At 48.2% G+C, this 17,707-nt stretch carries 19 protein-coding genes; 14 read left to right on the top strand and 5 right to left on the bottom strand.

What is annotated here, in order from left to right:
• Positions 1–18 precede the first annotated feature (18 nt).
• Positions 19–504: a hypothetical protein gene (locus FOA19_RS05725; protein WP_149089801.1), complete on the top strand. Its 486-nt coding sequence runs from the start codon at positions 19–21 to the stop codon at positions 502–504.
• A 213-nt stretch (positions 505–717) separates the two neighbouring features.
• Here the strand turns inward: FOA19_RS05725 and FOA19_RS05720 are convergent, their stop codons facing one another.
• The 4 genes from FOA19_RS05720 to FOA19_RS05705 form a co-directional block, all read right to left on the bottom strand.
• On the bottom strand, positions 718–1,437 hold the full coding sequence (locus FOA19_RS05720; RefSeq protein WP_149089800.1) for an SAM-dependent methyltransferase: 720 nt from the start codon (positions 1,435–1,437) through the stop codon (positions 718–720).
• A gap of 65 nt (positions 1,438–1,502) precedes the next feature.
• Complete coding sequence (locus tag FOA19_RS05715) at positions 1,503–2,270, bottom strand: alpha/beta fold hydrolase (RefSeq protein WP_149089799.1); 768 nt, start codon at positions 2,268–2,270, stop codon at positions 1,503–1,505.
• A 42-nt stretch (positions 2,271–2,312) separates the two neighbouring features.
• On the bottom strand, positions 2,313–2,891 hold the full coding sequence (locus FOA19_RS05710; RefSeq protein ID WP_149089798.1) for a hypothetical protein: 579 nt from the start codon (positions 2,889–2,891) through the stop codon (positions 2,313–2,315).
• Positions 2,892–2,961: 70 nt separating this feature from the next.
• Complete coding sequence (locus FOA19_RS05705) at positions 2,962–3,678, bottom strand: pyridoxine 5'-phosphate synthase (RefSeq protein WP_149089797.1); 717 nt, start codon at positions 3,676–3,678, stop codon at positions 2,962–2,964.
• Positions 3,679–3,802: 124 nt separating this feature from the next.
• On the opposite strand from FOA19_RS05705, the gene FOA19_RS05700 reads away from it, so the two are divergent.
• From FOA19_RS05700 to FOA19_RS05640, 13 genes are all read left to right on the top strand, one after another.
• Entirely contained in the window at positions 3,803–4,264 is a 462-nt protein-coding gene (locus FOA19_RS05700; protein WP_149089796.1) for a GatB/YqeY domain-containing protein, read from the top strand.
• A gap of 12 nt (positions 4,265–4,276) precedes the next feature.
• The gene (locus FOA19_RS05695) at positions 4,277–4,786 is read left to right on the top strand and encodes a CvpA family protein (RefSeq protein ID WP_149089795.1); all 510 of its coding nucleotides are present in this window, start codon (positions 4,277–4,279) and stop codon (positions 4,784–4,786) included.
• A gap of 184 nt (positions 4,787–4,970) precedes the next feature.
• A complete protein-coding gene (locus FOA19_RS05690) occupies positions 4,971–5,543 on the top strand; it encodes an anthranilate synthase component II (RefSeq protein ID WP_149089794.1) in 573 nt (190 codons plus the stop codon).
• A gap of 38 nt (positions 5,544–5,581) precedes the next feature.
• Positions 5,582–6,352 (top strand): alpha/beta fold hydrolase, encoded by a 771-nt coding sequence (locus FOA19_RS05685; RefSeq protein WP_149089793.1) that lies wholly within the window; start codon positions 5,582–5,584, stop codon positions 6,350–6,352.
• Positions 6,342–7,007: a CBS domain-containing protein gene (locus tag FOA19_RS05680; RefSeq protein ID WP_149089792.1), complete on the top strand. Its 666-nt coding sequence runs from the start codon at positions 6,342–6,344 to the stop codon at positions 7,005–7,007. Before FOA19_RS05685 ends, FOA19_RS05680 begins: the two co-directional genes overlap by 11 nt.
• Before the next feature lie 77 nt (positions 7,008–7,084).
• Entirely contained in the window at positions 7,085–7,963 is an 879-nt protein-coding gene (locus FOA19_RS05675; RefSeq protein WP_149089791.1) for an NAD kinase, read from the top strand.
• 121 nt (positions 7,964–8,084) lie between these two features.
• Entirely contained in the window at positions 8,085–9,059 is a 975-nt protein-coding gene (locus tag FOA19_RS05670; RefSeq protein ID WP_223808748.1) for a DUF6089 family protein, read from the top strand.
• Between the two features lie 28 nt (positions 9,060–9,087).
• Positions 9,088–9,867: a type IX secretion system protein PorG gene (gene porG, locus FOA19_RS05665; RefSeq protein ID WP_149089790.1), complete on the top strand. Its 780-nt coding sequence runs from the start codon at positions 9,088–9,090 to the stop codon at positions 9,865–9,867.
• A 78-nt stretch (positions 9,868–9,945) separates the two neighbouring features.
• Complete coding sequence (locus FOA19_RS05660) at positions 9,946–10,692, top strand: isoprenyl transferase (RefSeq protein WP_149090497.1); 747 nt, start codon at positions 9,946–9,948, stop codon at positions 10,690–10,692.
• Positions 10,692–13,268: a BamA/OMP85 family outer membrane protein gene (locus tag FOA19_RS05655; protein WP_149089789.1), complete on the top strand. Its 2,577-nt coding sequence runs from the start codon at positions 10,692–10,694 to the stop codon at positions 13,266–13,268. Before FOA19_RS05660 ends, FOA19_RS05655 begins: the two co-directional genes overlap by 1 nt.
• 29 nt (positions 13,269–13,297) lie before the next feature.
• Positions 13,298–13,978 (top strand): OmpH family outer membrane protein, encoded by a 681-nt coding sequence (locus FOA19_RS05650; RefSeq protein ID WP_149089788.1) that lies wholly within the window; start codon positions 13,298–13,300, stop codon positions 13,976–13,978.
• A 19-nt stretch (positions 13,979–13,997) separates the two neighbouring features.
• A complete protein-coding gene (locus FOA19_RS05645; protein WP_149089787.1) occupies positions 13,998–14,609 on the top strand; it encodes an OmpH family outer membrane protein in 612 nt (203 codons plus the stop codon).
• A gap of 93 nt (positions 14,610–14,702) precedes the next feature.
• Positions 14,703–15,773 carry an RluA family pseudouridine synthase gene (locus tag FOA19_RS05640; RefSeq protein WP_149089786.1) on the top strand — a complete coding sequence of 357 codons (1,071 nt, stop codon included), beginning with the start codon at positions 14,703–14,705 and terminating at the stop codon, positions 15,771–15,773.
• Positions 15,774–16,390: 617 nt separating this feature from the next.
• Here the strand turns inward: FOA19_RS05640 and FOA19_RS05635 are convergent.
• Positions 16,391–17,704, bottom strand: a complete 1,314-nt coding sequence (locus tag FOA19_RS05635) for a tetratricopeptide repeat protein (protein WP_190300291.1) — start codon at positions 17,702–17,704, stop codon at positions 16,391–16,393.
• Between the last annotated feature and the right edge of the window lie 3 nt (positions 17,705–17,707).

The following is a 17,707-nucleotide window of genomic DNA, read 5'->3' as shown; positions in this document are numbered from 1 at the left end:
TATAGTTTATAAAAAGGGATGAAGTTGAAGAAAAGGCAAAGAAGAACGCTTATACTCTTGTTTGTCGTCCTAGTTGGGGTGGTGGTACCTTTTATTCCACCTTTGGCAGTAATAGAAGTTTTCTTTCTGATAATTCCATTCGCTGTCGTATTTATCTCAACTCTCATTTTCCTAATAGTAAGCCTTCGCAGCAGCACCATTAAAACAGAAAAGGCATTGTTTACCTTTTCCATCCTGCCGACCTTCATTATATCTCAACTAGTTGCTGGAGTTGCAGTCGACAAAGTTCAGAGATTCAGAAGTGAAGGAATCATAATGGAGATTCATCAAATCAGAAACAGCTTAGGAGAGGCTCCAGTCAGTTATGATACATCGCTGGGGATTGCTTACCGGCGGCTCAGAGATAAGAATCATTATGTGATTAGCTATTCCAGAGGTTTCATGGTGACTGAAGAATTTGATTCAGAAAGAAGCACATGGAAAAGCTATGGTTGGAATGATTAGAAAAGCTTCGACCGCTTTCACAATTTGGTATTAGAAAGGAACCGCTGCAACAGCGGAAATTTTAGAATGGCAAAGCCAGTTCATCAGAGAGCTGAAATCTCAATCTTTAGGCAAAATGCTTCTTTCTGCTCTTATAGAAGAAACTTCCTTTCAAATCCATGCCCGCTGTTTTAGCCCTGACTTTCAGAAAATAATCGTAAAACACCCGTAGCCCTATCGTTTATAGATCAGGAAGACGGCGGGTTGTTTGTGCAGGTCTGGCACTTTGCCTTTCCAGTCTGCCACGCGCAGGGTTTTGATGAACTCGTTGGAGCCCGTGATGTTGGCCGCGATGCAGAGTTTGGTGTCTTTGCTCAGATGCTGGAGCAGGTCGTCAATCATCTGTTTGTTGCGGTAGGGCGTCTCCATGAAAATCTGGGTCTGGTCTTTCTGTGCCATCTCTTTCTCCAACCCTTTCAAGGCCTGGATGCGGTCGCGCTTCTCAATGGGCAGGTAGCCGTGGAAAGCAAAGGACTGCCCGTTGAACCCCGAGGCCATCAACCCCATCAGGATCGCTGAGGGACCTACCAGCGGCACCACTTTCACGCCGTGCTGGTGCGCTAGTCGTGCCAACTCCGCCCCGGGATCAGCGACGCCGGGACAACCGGCTTCAGAGATCACCCCGGCATCCTGGCCGGCCAAAAGCGGTTTCAAAGCCGCGGTCAGCTCGGCATCAGATGAGTTTTTGTCGATGACGGTGATCTGCAGTTCTTCTATGGTCTGGCTGGGCGCAATGGATTTGATGTAGCGGCGCGCCGTACGGGCATTTTCCACCAGAAAGTATTTGAGCTGGGCCGTTACCTCCGCCACTTGGCGGCAAATAACCGCCGAGGCAGTGTCCTCGGCCAGCACCGTGGGAATCAGGAAAAGCGTGCCTTTTGCGGGAGTACTCATAGAGGTTTAAAAAGGGAGAGCCACAAGTATTGCGGCTCTCTAGGTATTCAATTTACGTCTAGGGTTTAAGCCTGCAAAAACGCCATAGTCAGGCGGTAAAATTCCTGGGGCTGCTCGGCATGGAGCCAGTGGCCGGCATTTTCAATGGTCTGGATGGTGGCCTGGGGGAACAGGCTCTGAATCTGCGGAAGGTCCTGCTCTGGTTTGATGTAGCGCGAATTACCACCGCGCAGAAACAAGGTTGGTTTGGTGAAAGGCGCCTCAGATTCAATGTTACTCAGGACCTTGTCCAGGTTCTGCTCAATGGCATCCAGGTTCAGGCGCCAGCCGAAGGTGTTGTCGTCTTTGCGGTACAGGTTCTTGAGCAGGAACATGCGCGTCCCGAAATCATCTACCTTTTGGGCCAGTTGGTCATCGGCTTCCTGCCGGTTCTGGATGGCATTTAAATCAATGGACCGGAAACCGGCGATGATGTCATCGTGGTGCGGCGGATAAGCTTTGGGTGCGATATCGGCTACCAGTAGTTTGGAGAGTCTGTCTGGGTGCTGCAGCGCGAAGTTCATAGAAACCTTTCCGCCCATGGAGTGGCCAATGACCAAGGCATCCTGCAGTTGGTGCTGGTCAAAGAACTCCACCAGGTCATCGGTCATGAGCTGGTAGCTGAACTCAGGGGTGTGCGGCGACCGGCCGTGGTTGCGCAGGTCTATCAGGTACACCTTGAAGGTTTTGGAGAACTCCCGGCCTAGCGTCTGCCAGTTGTCCAAGGTGCCGAAGAGTCCGTGCAGAATAAGGAGCGGTTGGCCTTCGCCTAATACTTTATAGTTTAATTCCATGTTCTGGAGAGATAAGGTGCGAGAATGTGTTTCTGGCCTGTTTTACAGAAAACAGACCCATTTCGTTTTGGTTTGGTACGGCACCCGCGGCCACAAAGCCTTTAGCTGCTCTAGATCAATGAGCAAGGAAGTAACTTTTAGCTGTTGCCCATCGGTAAGGGAAATGACCAGGTACTGGTAAGAACTCCAGAAAAAGCGCTTGGTAGGGCATTGGACCTCGGTGATCTCCCTGATGTGCTGCTGATTGAGCAGGTACCGCCCATTGGGTTGCAAAAGCAAAGCGGTGTTGGTTTCTTTCTCCAATTCCATGGCGTTTTCCCGCTCATGGCGCCAGTACTGAAAATGCACCAGCAGGGTAGGCAGCGCGAACAGGAACAGCAAAGAACCCAGCCCGATGGCGATGCCCAATTCCAGCGGCGTGACGTTAGGGTCGCGCAAAAGCGTGCCCAGCATGGTACCGCCCAGCCAGAAACTGAGCAATGACCAGAACACCATCTTGAACTGGCGCATGGGTGAGAGGTAAAACACGCGCTGCTGTTTCCTGAACAACCAGGAAAAGAACCGCACGCCGTACTGCGCGGCAATAGCCAGGGCCGCTATCTTCAGCAGCAGCCCTAACATAGCCTTGGCGTGCGAGACACCGGTTTGAGCCTGTTTTCAGGAAATCGGGCCGGAAACGGGGAATGCCGCATTAGTAGTTGAGTTGGCGCAAATACAACTGGATGGTGTTCTCCAGGCCGTAGTACAACGCATCGCAGATGAGGGCGTGCCCGATGGAGACCTCGTCCAGGTTGGGCAGTTGTTCTCTCAGGTAGCGCAGGTTGTCCAGGTCCAGGTCATGGCCGGCGTTCAGGCCTAATCCCACTTGTTGGGCCACGCGGGCGGCCTCGGCATACGGTTGCACGGCAGCCTCGCGGCCAGCGTGGTATTGGTGGGCATAAGCCTCGGTGTAGAGTTCTATGCGGTCGGTGCCGGTGAGGGCGGCGCCTTCCACCTGCGCGTTGATGGGGTCCACGAAGATAGAAGTCCGGATGCCGTCGGCTTTGAATTCCTTGATCACGTCTACCAGAAAATCCTTGTGCTTAAGCGTATCCCAACCGGCGTTGGAGGTGATGGCATCGGGGGCATCGGGTACCAGGGTCACCTGCTCGGGCTTCACGGCTTTCACCAGTTTGATGAAATCGGGGGTGGGGTTGCCTTCTATGTTGAACTCGGTGGTCACTACGGCTTTGAGATCGTATACGTCCTGGAACCGGATGTGCCGTTCATCGGGCCGCGGATGCACGGTGATGCCCTGCGCCCCGAAACGCTCGCAGTCCAGCGCCGTTTGTACTACATTTGGCCGGTTGCCGCCGCGCGCGTTCCGTAGCGTGGCTATTTTATTTATATTTACGCTCAGCTTCGTCATGTTGGTCTTACGTTAGCGTTCCATTCGTTGGATGGGGCAAAGATAAAAGAAACTTGGCGTGCCGTATCTAAATGATTTCCCAACGGGTGCCGCGGCACCAGACACTATTTATACCTATAAAACTATGAGCCTGAAAGAAAAAGTAGAAGCCGGCATTAAGCAAGCCATGTTGGCCAAAGATAAAACCCGTCTGCAAGCCCTGCGCGCCATCAAGTCCCAGATTCTGCTGGCCGAGACCGAGAAAGGCGGGGTGCAGGCCCTTACCCCGGATACGGAGCTGAAACTTCTGACCAAAGCCGCCAAGCAGCGGCGCGAGTCCGCCGACGTTTACCGCGCCCAGAACCGCACTGATTTAGAGGAAGTGGAGATGGCCGAACTGGCCGTGATTGAGGAATTCCTGCCTCAGCAACTGGACGAGGGAGACCTGCGCGAGCGTCTGTTGGAAATCATCCAGCGCGTGGGCGCCTTAGGGCCTTCCGATATGGGCAAAGTGATGGGCGTGGCTTCCCGTGAGCTGGCCGGCCAAGCCGATGGCCGCGCGATCTCCAACGCCGTGAACGCGCTGCTGAACAACACCAACGCCTAAGAAGAACACCGCGTGAGTACATTTGACCTTTTCCTGCTGCTGCCTGTGGCTTACGGCGCTTTCAAGGGTTTTTTCAAGGGATTGGTGCTGGAGATCGCGTCTTTGGCTTCATTGATTATCCTTACCGTTTTCGGGATGAAGATAGTGGGCCTGCTCACGCCGCCCATCCATGAATGGCTGGGCGACAAAGCCGGGTTTCTGCCTTTCCTGCCATATCTGGTAGTGTTCATCGGGATTGGGTTTGCGGTAAGGGCTATCGGCATGGTCATCAAGAAAGCCGTGCACCTCACGCCGCTCGGTCTCATGGACAACGTGATCGGGGCCCTTATTGGGGCATTGAAGTGGGGCTTCTGTATTTGCCTGCTCGTGTACTTTGCCCACGCCACCGGCCTGGACCTGACGTTTCAATCTGTGCGGGACTCTGAGGTGTATCCGTATTACCTGGATGCTGCGCCCAGCGCTTGGTCTTTCGTGCAGTGGATCATCCCTTTCGGGCGCGAGGCGCTGGAGTCCTTCGGGTAAAAATCCGCTTTCCCGTTTAAGGGCTGCTTTGCTAAAAACACCGTTGAAACGGAGTCAATATTTTGTTAAAGTACCCGGTAATCGGATAAGTTGATTTGTTTTTCGTTCCTGTTTTGGGTCTGTTTTATAGAAAATGGGCCTAAAACAGGAACATCTTTTTTCATTTCCCTGCGTTTTCTTCTCTGTGCTGCTTCTTTTAGACAACTTTGATTCTTTCACCTACAACCTCTATGATTATTTCCGGCAGTTGGGCGTGGCGGTAGAGGTGCGCCGCAATGATGTGCCGCTGGAGGAACTCAAGGCTTTGCCGTTGGAAGGGATTGTGCTGTCACCGGGCCCGGGCACGCCTGAGCGAGCCGGGGTGATGCCCGCCGTCATTGACTACTTCCATGACCGGTTGCCCATGCTGGGAATCTGTCTGGGACATCAGGCACTGGGGCAGTTCTTCGGAGCAAAGGTGGTGAAAGGCCTGCGGCCGATGCATGGCAAAATCTCCGAGATCCACTGCGTACCAGATCCGATTTTTGCGGGGCTTCCTTCCAAAATACCGGTGGTTCGCTACCATTCGTTGGTGGTGCAGGAGTCTCCGGGAGACCTGGTGCCTTTGGCGCAAACCGCTGAAGGCGAACTCATGGCATTCCGGCACGCGCACCTGCCGCTGTACGCCCTGCAGTTCCACCCAGAGGCGGCCCTTACCCAACACGGATTGGAAATGCTCAGAAATTGGGTGAATATTGCTAATATTACATCCCTATAATTGTTTCTACTTACTATCAATACAAGCGATTTTCTCACATGGACTTGGAAATCAAGAAGGAAGGCGGGTTTGAGTACATAGACGAAGGCGAAGGCGAAGTGCTTCTGCTTTTGCACGGACTGTTTGGTGCGCTGAGTAACTGGCAGGGGGTGGTCTCTTATTTCCATAAGAACTACCGCGTGGTTATTCCGCTCATGCCGCTGTACGAGATGCCGTTGCCGCAGGCCAGCGTTCCCGGCTTGGTGGAGTTCGTGGAGGATTTCATCTCCTACAAAAACCTGACGGACCTTACCTTGCTGGGCAATTCGCTGGGAGGCCACGTGGCCCTGGAGTTCGCCTTGAAACGTCCCGAGCACGTGAAGCGCCTGGTGCTTACCGGCAGTTCAGGCCTGTTTGAGGACTCCATGGGAGGGTCCTTCCCCAAGCGTGGCAATTACGAGTTTGTGAAGGAGCGCATAGAGTACACGTTCTATGACCCGGCCGTGGCCACCCCAGAACTGGTGGATGAAGTTTTTGACATCACCAACAGCAACCCCAAGGTGCTCCGGATTATTTCCATTGCCAAATCGGCGCAGCGAAATAACCTGGGGAAAGACTTAGGCGGAATAAAAGCTCCTACTTTGCTTATCTGGGGTCTTAATGACACCATTACGCCGCCTATGGTGGCCCATGAATTCAACAGATTGATCCAAAAATCAGAGCTTCGTTTTATAGACCATTGCTGCCACGCACCTATGATGGAACATCCGAAGGCCTTTAACAGTATCTTAGAGGAATTCCTGTTAAAGACTGCTGCCTATGATAGCTGAAGAATTGATAAACCAGATGGTTCCGCCCCTCAAACTCTCTGACACCGGCGAGAAAGCGGTGCGTTGGATGGATGAGTTCCGGCTGAACCAACTGCCCGTGGTGAAGAACCGGAAATACCTGGGGCTGGTCACCGAAGAGAACGTTTTAGAGGCCAAGGACCCAGATGCGGTTTTAGAGAATATTCCTTTTGATTTTGAGCACGTGCATGTGCAGCAGAACCAACACTTTTATAACGTGATGGAACTGGCCATTAAGAACAAGGTGCAGGTGGTGCCGGTACTGGATGATTTGCAGGAGTATCTGGGGGTGATTACCGTCAGCGACACCATTTCGGCCTTCGGGCAGATGTCCGCCATCCAGGGGCAGGGCGGTATTCTGGTGCTCTGCATGGCCGAACGAGATTACTCCTTGAGTGAGATCAGCCGCCTGGTGGAATCTAACAACGCCAAAATCCTGAGTGCCAATGTCTCACCAGATGAGGCGGATATCTTCCGGATAAAGCTTACACTGAAGATAAATACCGGGGACTTAACCCGTATTGTGGCAACCTTAGAACGGTTTGGATATAAAATTACCGCACAGTTCCAGGACACTTCCAGCGCACCGCAAGACCAAGATAGATTGGATTTGCTTTTGCGGTATTTAAATATTTAAATTTTCTATATCGGCAAACACAATATATATTTGTCTTGATATTGAATGTGTTGCAATATCTTTGATCTGAGTACACCATGAAAATAGCAATAGTCGGTAAGCCTGTAAAAGAGGAAGTTATTCCTTTTGTGCGCCGGCTAATGGAGATTTTGGTGCAGCAGGGGATTGAGTTAACGGTAGCAGATCATTTTGTAGAATCTCTTGCGCCCTTTACGCCCGTGCCCAGTCAGGCTGAGGTTTTTACCCGTGATACCAGCCTGCAGGATGTGAATTACATGCTCAGTTTGGGCGGCGACGGGACCTTGCTGGATGCGGTTACCTACATTGGGGCTTTGCAAATTCCAATTATGGGCATCAACATGGGACGGCTAGGATTTCTGGCTTCGGTCCCGTATGCTCAGTTAGAGATGGCTCTTGATGCCTTGCTAAAAGGACACTTTACCCTTGAAGATAGGTCTCTCATTCATTTAGACAGCGATCAGGAGGTGTTTGACGGCAAAAACTTTGGGTTGAATGAATTCTCAATCTTGAAGCGGGATACGTCTTCCATGATTGCCGTGCACACCTACATAGACGGGGAATATTTAAATTCTTATTGGGCAGACGGCTTGATAGTGGCAACTCCCACTGGTTCTACCGGATATTCGCTTTCCTGTGGCGGTCCGGTGATGATGCCGCAGACAAACAATTTTGTAATCTCTCCCGTATGCCCTCATAACTTGAACGTACGGCCCTTGGTGGTCTCGGACAAAAGTGTGATTTCCTTTGAAATTGAAGGCAGAAGCACCCGATATCTGGTATCTTTGGACTCCAGGTCAAAACCAGTGGACGCTTCCATCCAGTTAGCGGTGCGGCGGGAAGACTTCAATGCAAGGCTCGTGAAATTGAATCAAGTCAATTTCTTGACCACCCTTAGAACTAAGATGCACTGGGGACTTGATCAAAGGAATGGTTAAATAAAATTAAAATATAAAAAAATCCTATATACCTGTTTGAGGTATAAAAAAAAGGTATAATTTTGTTCGTTGCGAAGCAGGCATTGTTTTGCAAATTAAATAGTAAACCAGTTATAAGTTGATGAAATCAGTAACAGTTGATGGCATGAAGAAATTTTTCTCTACTTCTTTAATTTTATTTGTTCTCTTTATGGCTGCTCTTCCGGAGGCGGAAGCTCAGCGTTTTAGTAGAAGAAATCTTTACAATAGTGTAGGGGTTAGCTTAAACGCCATGAATTATTTTGGCGATGTAACTCCTGAGTCTGATTTTACCAGCTTACGCCTTAGTTCTACCCGGCCAAGCATTTCAGTGAACTTTACCCGTAAATTCACTCCCAGAATCTATGGTCGCGCTGCGCTTTCTTGGGGTAGAATCACCGGTGATGATAGCAAAAGTGCTGATTTCTCAGAACCAGAGAACGAACCTAGATACAAGCGTAACCTTAGCTTCAGAAATGATATCAAGGAATTAAGCGTGCAAGGTATTGTAGATCTGTTTGAGAACCGCAGAACCTTCATGCGTCGCCCAGACTTTACGCCTTATGCCTTCGCAGGAGTTGCTGTGTTCCATCACAACCCTAAAGCTTATTATGACGGAACTGATTCCCGTCTGGCAGCTGGATGGTATGAACTACAGCCTTTGGGAACTGAAGGACAGTACGCCAATGGCGAAGGCTATCCAGATCCATACAAGAAAATCCAATTTGCCATTCCTTTCGGTTTAGGGGTTAGATACAAGCTTGCCAGATACTGGGATCTTGGGTTTGAAATTACTTGGCGCAAAACCTTTACCGACTACCTGGATGACGTAAGTACCGTTTATGCAGATAAGAGCCAGTTGAGCACTGCCGCCGCTATTCTGTCTGACAGAAGTGCCGATAACTCTAGAGCTAGCCAGTACCCGATCATCACTGAGAATGGTTACAGAAGAATAGCAGGTTATGGTGCCAAAGGTGATCAGAGAGGTGACGTGTCTGATGATGACTGGTACATCACTACTGGATTTTCTTTGAATTATATCCTGACACCTACACGAAGAGGACCGAAATTCCGTTAATACGGAAACACCTTCTGATTTTGAGTAAATGATTTTAAGAACATTACGCACACTCCTTGTTTGCACCTTGGTACAAATAGGGAGTGTTTTTTTTGTGTTACCTGCAGCAGCGCAGCAACAGACAGGGCAGCCTAGAACAACCAGTGAGTTAGGAATAGGGATTGGTGGAATTGTCTATAAAGGTGATATAGCGCCAAGATACCGCTTAAAAAATAACCGACCTGCGCTCAATGTTTTCTACAAGAAGGATATCTCCAATGCTCTAGCATGGAAAGCAAGTTTGCTAATTGGCCGGGTGAAAGCAAAAGACGAAGAGCCTACAGGTAATCCATCTGCCTTAGCCAAAGAATTACCTCTATCTATGTATAGACAAGCAACGGTTAAGACCAGCCTTTTAGAACTAAGTGCAGGGATTGATTATAATTTCATGGATTACTATGATTTCAGGCGGCCTATCAGATGGACCCCTTACTTCACCGTGAGCGTTGCGGGGTTAGTCTATAATAATAAAACTACTGCTCCAGAATCAAAGATAAACTTAATTTATCCTCCAGAAACAGATAAAAACGCATCGTATAGAACCGGCTTTGCACTGGCTGTTCCTGTGGGTGCGGGAGTGAAGTATGCCCTTTCTGAACATTGGAACCTTGGATTTGAAGCTGGCGTGAGGGTGCTCTTCACCGATGCTTTTGATAATCTCACTGATCAGAATGAGCAGGTCATGAATCCTAACAGCAGAGACTTGTATTTCTACAATGGGGTTAGTGTCTCCTACACATTCTATAAGATCAACTGCCCGGTTAAGTAAAAGAGGCTAAGGGTGGTGATAATAAGTAAAAAGTGATAAGCTTTTCCTAAATTGCATTGAAATTTCTTTTTAATGAGCCTGAAGGAAAAGATAGACATAGGCAATTTGCCCCAACATATTGCCGTTATCATGGATGGAAACGGTAGATGGGCAAAGAAAAAGGGGAACCTTAGAATTTTTGGCCATCAGAATGCCATTACTGCCGTGCGCGAAACGGTAGAGGCGGCGGCGGAACTGGGGGTTCACTATTTAACGCTCTACGCTTTCTCTACAGAGAACTGGTCAAGGCCTAAATACGAAGTAGAGGCCTTGATGCAATTGTTGGTGAGCACCATCCGCAAGGAAACCGAGACCTTGAACAAAAACAATATCCGGCTGCAGTCTATTGGAGATCTGGCGGCATTGCCCCAGGCCTGCCGCAAGCAACTGGAAGAGGCGATCCAAATAACCAGCCAAAATACCCGAATGACCTTAGTCTTGGCTTTGAGCTATAGTGGTCGCTGGGAGTTGGTGAATGCCATGCAAAAGATGGCTTCGTTGGTAAAAGCAGGAGAATTAGAACCAGAGGCTATCAATGAGCGCATGGTGCAAGATTATCTGAATACGGCAGGCATGCCAGACCCTGAGCTTCTAATCAGAACCAGTGGAGAGCAGAGAATCAGTAACTTTTTGCTTTGGCAGCTGGCTTACACAGAATTGTATATCACAGATCTTCTCTGGCCAGATTTCAGGAAAGAGCATCTTTATGAAGCCATACTTGCCTTCCAGCAACGCGAACGTCGTTTTGGCAAAACAAGCGAACAATTACAAAAAGCACATTCTTAATGAGTAAGTATTTTTGGCTGTTATGCCTTTTAGTGATGTCTGGTGTAACTGCTAATGCGCAGATCAGACTAGGGGTTGGCAGCACCAGTGCCGCTACCATTGATTACGCAAATCCCCGTAAATACAAGATTGGCGGTATCACGGTGAGTGGTGCCAAATTCCTTGATCCTAGTACGTTGATTTCTCTTACAGGGTTAAGAATAGGGGATGAGATAGATGTGCCAGGCGATGCAATCAGCAGAGCCATTCAAAAACTATGGGACCAAGGGATCTTGGGTGGGGTAGATGTGCGTGCCACCAAAATTGAGGGAGACAATATTTTCCTTGATTTCTTCCTGACTGAGCGCCCACGCTTATCCCGTTTTGATTTCTCTGGAGCTTCTAAGTCACAGGCTGAAGATCTGCAGAAATCAATATCCTTGAATAAAGGAAGGGTAGTGACAGACGCACTGTTGAACTCTACCCGTACCACAGTACAGAAATTCTTCCAGGATAAAGGGTATCTGAATGCCCAAGTTGTCATCAGGCAAACCCCAGATTCAGTGATTGCTAATAGCGTGGCGCTGGAGATAAAGGTTGATAAAGGAGAGAAGGTCCGTATTGGGGAACTGGATATTGAAAGAATTAATGCCGCTACCGGTGAGAGTAGGAAAGAAGGGTTTGGAGGTTTCATCTCCGGAATTTGGAGCGATAGTGATGAAGTATTCAGTGAAACCCAATTAAAGCGTAAGCTGAAGAAGACCAAGGAGAAGAAGTTCTACAAGGTTTTCACCGGTGCCAAATTCAACAAAACCGAGTACGAGGCAGATAAGAAACTCCTGCTTGATTTCTATAACTCAGAAGGTTTCCGTGATGCTGCCATCATTTCTGATTCTATCTACAAGATAAGTGATGACCGCATCGGGATCAAGATTGTAGTGGATGAGGGCCGTAGGTACTACTACCGCAACATTAGCTGGAGCGGTAACTACCTTTACGACGATGCTATGCTGGCCAGGGTACTGGGCTTGAACAAAGGCGATGTCTACAACAGAGAAGAACTGGATAAGCGTCTGAACTATAACCCTAACGGGAATGATATCACCTCTTTATACATGGATGACGGTTACCTGTTCTTCCAGATTGAACCGGTAGAAGTTGCCGTTGAAGGTGATTCTATTGACATTGAGATGCGGTTGAGCGAAGGTTCTCAAGCTACAATCAACAGCATTTCTGTAACCGGTAATACAAAAACCAGTGATCACGTGATTCTTCGGGAGTTGCGCACGTTGCCAGGCCAGAACTTCAGCAGATCGGCTTTGATCCGTTCGCAGCGTGAACTTTCCAATTTAGGTTACTTTGACCCTGAAAAAATCGGGATGGAGCCAGTTCCAAACCCTGAGAACGGAACGGTAGATATCCGGTACACGGTTGAGGAACGACCTAATGACCAGATTACTTTGTCTGGTGGTTGGGGTGGTGGCCTTGGTGCGGTAGGCACCGTAGGCTTGGTCTTGAACAACTTCTCCTTGCGGAAAGCGACAGACTGGAAACAGTGGAGACCAGTACCATCCGGAGACGGACAGCGTCTGGCTTTGAACATCCAGGCCAATGGTAAGCGTTACCAGTCTTACTCACTTTCCTTCACCGAGCCTTGGTTAGGCGGACGCCGTCCAAACTCTTTGACCGTAAGTTTGAGCAAGTCTATTCAAAGATATAACCAACAAGATGAGTTTAGCCAGGTACAGGAAGCCTTCATTGATATTTCAGGGGCAAGTGTGAACCTGGGGAGAAGATTGCGGTGGCCAGATGACTATTTTACCTTAAGTAATTCAATTTCTTACTTCAGGTACAATATGAGCAACGGTTCTACCATCTTCAGGGGGTACGCCGAGGCAGACCAGATCACGGATGCGAACAACATTTCGTTTATCACGTCTTTTGCCCGCTCAAGTATTGACAACCCGACTTATACCCGTTCTGGTTCTTCTATTGGACTGAACGTGACGTTTACGCCACCCTACTCTTTGTTTAAGGGCAGCGTGAATAACTTCCAGTGGATTGAGTTCCACAAGTGGATGTTTGATGCGTCTTGGTTCCATTCACTGAGCGGTGATGGTAAGTTGGTGTTGAATACACGCGCTCACTTTGGTTTCATCGGGACCTACGGTTCCAAAGGAGTTATCGGGCCATTTGAGCGCTTCAAGTTGGGTGGTTCTGGTTTAGGGGGTGGCTCGTTCATCGTGGCCACAGACTACATTGGCTTGAGAGGTTACGAGGATGAGAGCATCACGCCTAACGCGGCCGGTGGTATCGCCTTCAACAAATACGTGGCTGAATTGCGCTACCCGGTTTCTTTGAACCCTGCGGCTACCGTGTTTGTCCTTGGTTTTGCCGAAGCGGGTAATAACTTTGGTACTTACCGTGAATACGATCCTTTCAAACTGTATCGTTCTGTGGGGGTAGGAGCCAGGGTGTTCATGGCCGCCTTTGGTTTGCTGGGCTTTGACTACGGATGGGGACTTGACACGGTACCAGGGCGTCCAGGTGCTAACGGAGGTCAGTTCCACTTCATCATTGGTCAGCAAATTAGATAATTGGAACAGAATTTGTTAAGGTAGAAGTGATGAAGAAGTTAAAGTGCTTTTTGGTATTGGGTTTGTTTCTTCTCTTCGGGAAGGAGGTAAATGCACAGCGCTTTGGCTATATTGATTCTGGTTTTATCTTGCAGAAAATGCCCGCTTATGCCAACGCACAGGCTGAGGTAGAAAAACTCTCTCAGTCTTGGCAAAAGGAAATAGAGGGCATGCGGGCGGAACTTGAAAAGCTCCAAAAGAGTTATCAAGCTGAGGAGATTCTGTTAACGCCCGACATGAAAGTGAAGCGGCAGGAAGAGCTAAACCGCAAGGAAACAGAACTGCGGGAATTTCAACGGAAGATGTTCGGCTTTGAGGGCTCTTTGTTCAAAAGACGCCAAGAACTGATTAAACCAGCGCAGGACCAGTTGTTTGAAGCCGTGGAGAAAATTGTGAGGCAACGTGGCCTCAACTTCATGTTTGACAAATCTGGCGATGTGGTGATGCTGTACACAGACCCTCGGCATGATTACACAGAGTTTGTGTTGGAGGAACTAGGTTTGGCATCTAAAGAACAGAATACCGCCGGTGCCCGCCCAGCAGATGCTTTGAAAGATGATCCGGCCGATGTGCCTCCATTGCCTGCAGCTACTGAAACCTCGGAGAATCCAACAAACAAGAGAGCGGCACCTACCCGCAAAACAACCCCGGTTAAAAAGAAAAACAATTAAACAAACTAAGTAACTTACAATGAACAAATTGAAATCTCTGTTAGTAGCCGCTTTTCTATTGGTAAGTGTGGCTTCCTTTGCACAGACAGGAACAGTTAAAATTGGCTATACCAATGCTAACTACATCATCAGCCAGTTGCCTGAAAGCCGCCAGATTGAGTCTGATCTGAAAGCCCACAGCAGCCAGTTGGAGAAAGAACTTCAGAACAAGTATAAGTCTTACCAAGAGAAAGTAGAGGTTTATAAAAAAGGTGCCCCTACTATGACCGATGTGGTAAGAGCAGACAGAGAAAAAGAGTTGACTACTCTGCAGGCCTCTATTGAAGAGTTCCAGCGCAATGCTGATGCTTCTTTGCAGAAAAAAGAGCAAGCTGCTTTAGAGCCAGTGATGAACAAAATCCAGAAGGCAATTGACAAAGTGGCCAAAGAGAACGGTTATACTCACATCTTTACTGCCGAGGCTTTGTTATATGGCCCAGAAGATGGAAACAGCTTCACTGACCTGGTACTGAAAGATCTTGGTGTAACGCCAGCTCCTAAAGGTTCTCCTGCAGCTTCTGCGGCAACCCCAGGTGCTACTGCTCCTAAGCCAGCTGTGACTAACTCAACTCCTGTTAAAAAGAAAAAATAAGGTTAATCCCTTCTAATACTCAAGAGCCGGTGACGATTTTCGTTACCGGCTCTTTATTTTTGTGCTATATTTTAGAAAACAGGCTTAAAACGCATGGAATTACCTGACGCCCCAGAAGACGAAATTGATGACTTGGCCTCCGCCGATTCTGATGAGTTATATGAGCACCATCGCATACAGATAGACAAAGGCCAGGCGCTGCTAAGGGTAGACAAATTCCTGATGGACCGCTTGCCCAACGTGACCCGCAACAAACTGCAGGATGCCATCAAAGCGGAGTCTGTGCGCGTGAACGGAAAACCCACCAAGGCCAGCTACAAAGTCAAGCCCTTGGATGTGATTACCGTCACCCTAGCCAACCCTCCACGAGACACGGATGTAGTGCCGGAGAATATCCCGCTCAACATTGTGTATGAAGATGAGGAACTGATGATGATCAACAAGCCTGCCGGCATGGTGGTGCACCCCGCGTATAATAATTGGTCTGGTACCTTGGTGAACGGCTTGGTGTATTACCTGCAGAACCTACCCACTTCCAGAAACGGGGAGATCAGGCCCGGCCTGGTGCACCGAATCGATAAAGATACCTCCGGCTTACTGGTGATTGCTAAGTCAGAGTTCGCTATGACGTACCTGGCCAAACAGTTCTTTGACCATACTATTGAGAGAACCTATTATGCCATTGTCTGGGGCGTTCCTGCACAGGCGAAAGGTACCATTGTAGGGCACATAGGACGCAGCATAAAAGACCGGAAAGTGATGGCGGTGTACCCCGAAGGTGATTTCGGAAAGCCAGCTATTACTCATTATGAGGTCTTGGAGAGCTTTACGTACTGCAGTCTCATCAAATGCAATCTGGAGACCGGTCGCACCCACCAGATTAGGGCACATATGAAGTACCTGGGGCACCCGTTGTTCAATGATGCCACCTATGGCGGAGATAAGATACTGAAAGGGCAGCAAACGGGCTCGTACAAGGCCTTTGTGCAGAATACCTTCGACTTGCTACCCAGACAAGCCCTACATGCCAAATCGCTAGGTTTTACCCACCCTACAACCCAGAAAATCGTGTTCTTCGAATCTGAATTACCCACAGACTTTGTGGCCGCCTTGGAGAAATGGAGACAATACGGGCAGGTGCTTCAGAACCGTATCCAGAGTTGATAATATCTTATTCTGATCTGAGTTAGGCGCTAGCTGTTTCTTCGGAAGCTTATAAAGGTATTATGAGCGTGTTCAAGTTGATCATTCCCTAGAATGCCTGCTCTTAACTTAGAAGGATGTTTTTGAGTAATTTTTAGGAAAGAAGGCTTAAAATGGTGCAGGCTGATTTTTTATTTAGGTAGTATGTAGCTCTCTAACTGCTTTGAAAAAAATACATTCACATGAACTTCGATTGACCTTCTTGATTTCTGGGTTATCAATTAGATGTCCTTAGTCCTCTGTGAAGAAGTATTTGAAGCACTCATTTGCTCATTGTAAATAAAGCAAGTTGATAAGTATCGTTCCGCATTAATGGTAAGCTACTTCCATGTTTATTTTCATAAAACAGGCCGAAAACCATTTCAGATGTAAGTGTATTTGCTTTTATGTTCTTACTAAGCTTTGTTCTTGAGCTTAAAACAAAACAATCAGAGGATAAGCTTAGATATATTTCCATTATAATTAGTGATGTAGGTGAACTACCTATAGATGGTAACATTCTTCTTCCAACCAAAAGTAACAGCATAAAAAAAGCGCCTCTCGCAAAAGAGGCGCTTTTTTTATGCTGTTGAAGAAGATTACTTCATAGCCTTAAGACCATTCAGACCGTTGGTGGCATCTGCGTTTGCCGGATCCAAGGCCTTCACTTCTTGCCAGTGCTTGGTCGCATTCGCTTTATCTTTTTTCAGATAATAATAGTAACCAAGATAGTTGTTAGCAGTGATCAGGTCTTTCTTGTACTTCTCTTTATCGCCGGAAGTCAACTTGATGAACTCCTCATAGTGCGGTTTGGCTAAGCCTGCTTTTGTTTCAGGGTCTAAGCTGTAGTTGACACGCGCTCTCCAGAAGTGACCGTACGCATAAGTAGGGTTCTTTGTGGTGATGATGGTGTACACACTATCCGCGGTTTTGAAGTCATCGTTCAACTCATGGGCATAACCATAGTAGAACAGATCGGTGTTGTTGGGAGGCGTAGTCGCGAACTTCGCTTTGTAAGACTCAATCGCTTTTGGGTAGTTCTTAAGGCTTAGGTATTGTTTGGCCAGAAGATCATCATAAAGCGGGTTCTTAGGGTCAAGTTTTTTCCCTTGCTCAATAACTGCAACCGCCTCCTGAGGTTTCTTGTTCTCTACCAGAATGTTGGCATAGTACTCGTAGTCAGAAGGAATACGCTTGGCCTCATCATACTTATTGAAGTAAGCGGTAATGGCCTCTAACGCTTTGTCATACTGCTTGGTGTCATAGTAGTTGTATGCCAACAAACGGTTCATGGCAATGTTGTTAGGATCACTCTTCAGAACAGATTGGATCTCTGTCATGGCGTTGGTATAATCCTTCGTCAGATAGAGGATAGAGGCATACTTGGCGCGGGTCTCTGGCGTATTCTCTGCCATTGACACGTACTTCTTGATGTACTCAGAACTTTTAGGATATTGCTCCGCGCGGTAGTACAGTTCAGCCAATTCCAGGTAAGTAGGGGCGTAGTTTGGATCCGCAGCTACGGCAGCGTCCAAAGCCTCTTTTGCCTGAGTAAAGTTGCGGGACTGTACGTACAACTGTCCTTTGCGTAAATGGGCTTTTGCGAATTTGCCGTCGGCAGCCAAAGCTTTGTCATAGCTGGCCATCGCTCTACCACCATCTACGGTTTTATTGTGCAGGTAAGCATCGCCCAGCAACACAAACGCATTAGCGTTTTTGGTGTCTTTGCTGGTAGCTTCCTCCAGAAGTTTGATTGCCGGAGACAAATCCTTCACGCCTGACGATACATACGCCTCGCCAATCATGATTTTGACGTTGTTGTCTTTTGATTTGCTTAACGCCAACGCTTTGTCAAAAAACTGCTGCGCTTCTGCTAATTTGTTCTGCTCAAGAGCTGCTCTGCCTTGTTTCACCAA

The organism is Rufibacter hautae (assembly GCF_008271695.1).
In the GTDB taxonomy this organism is placed as follows: domain Bacteria; phylum Bacteroidota; class Bacteroidia; order Cytophagales; family Hymenobacteraceae; genus Nibribacter; species Nibribacter hautae.
Note: the sequence above shows the minus strand (reverse complement) of the source record. Positions and strands in the feature narration are given on the sequence as shown.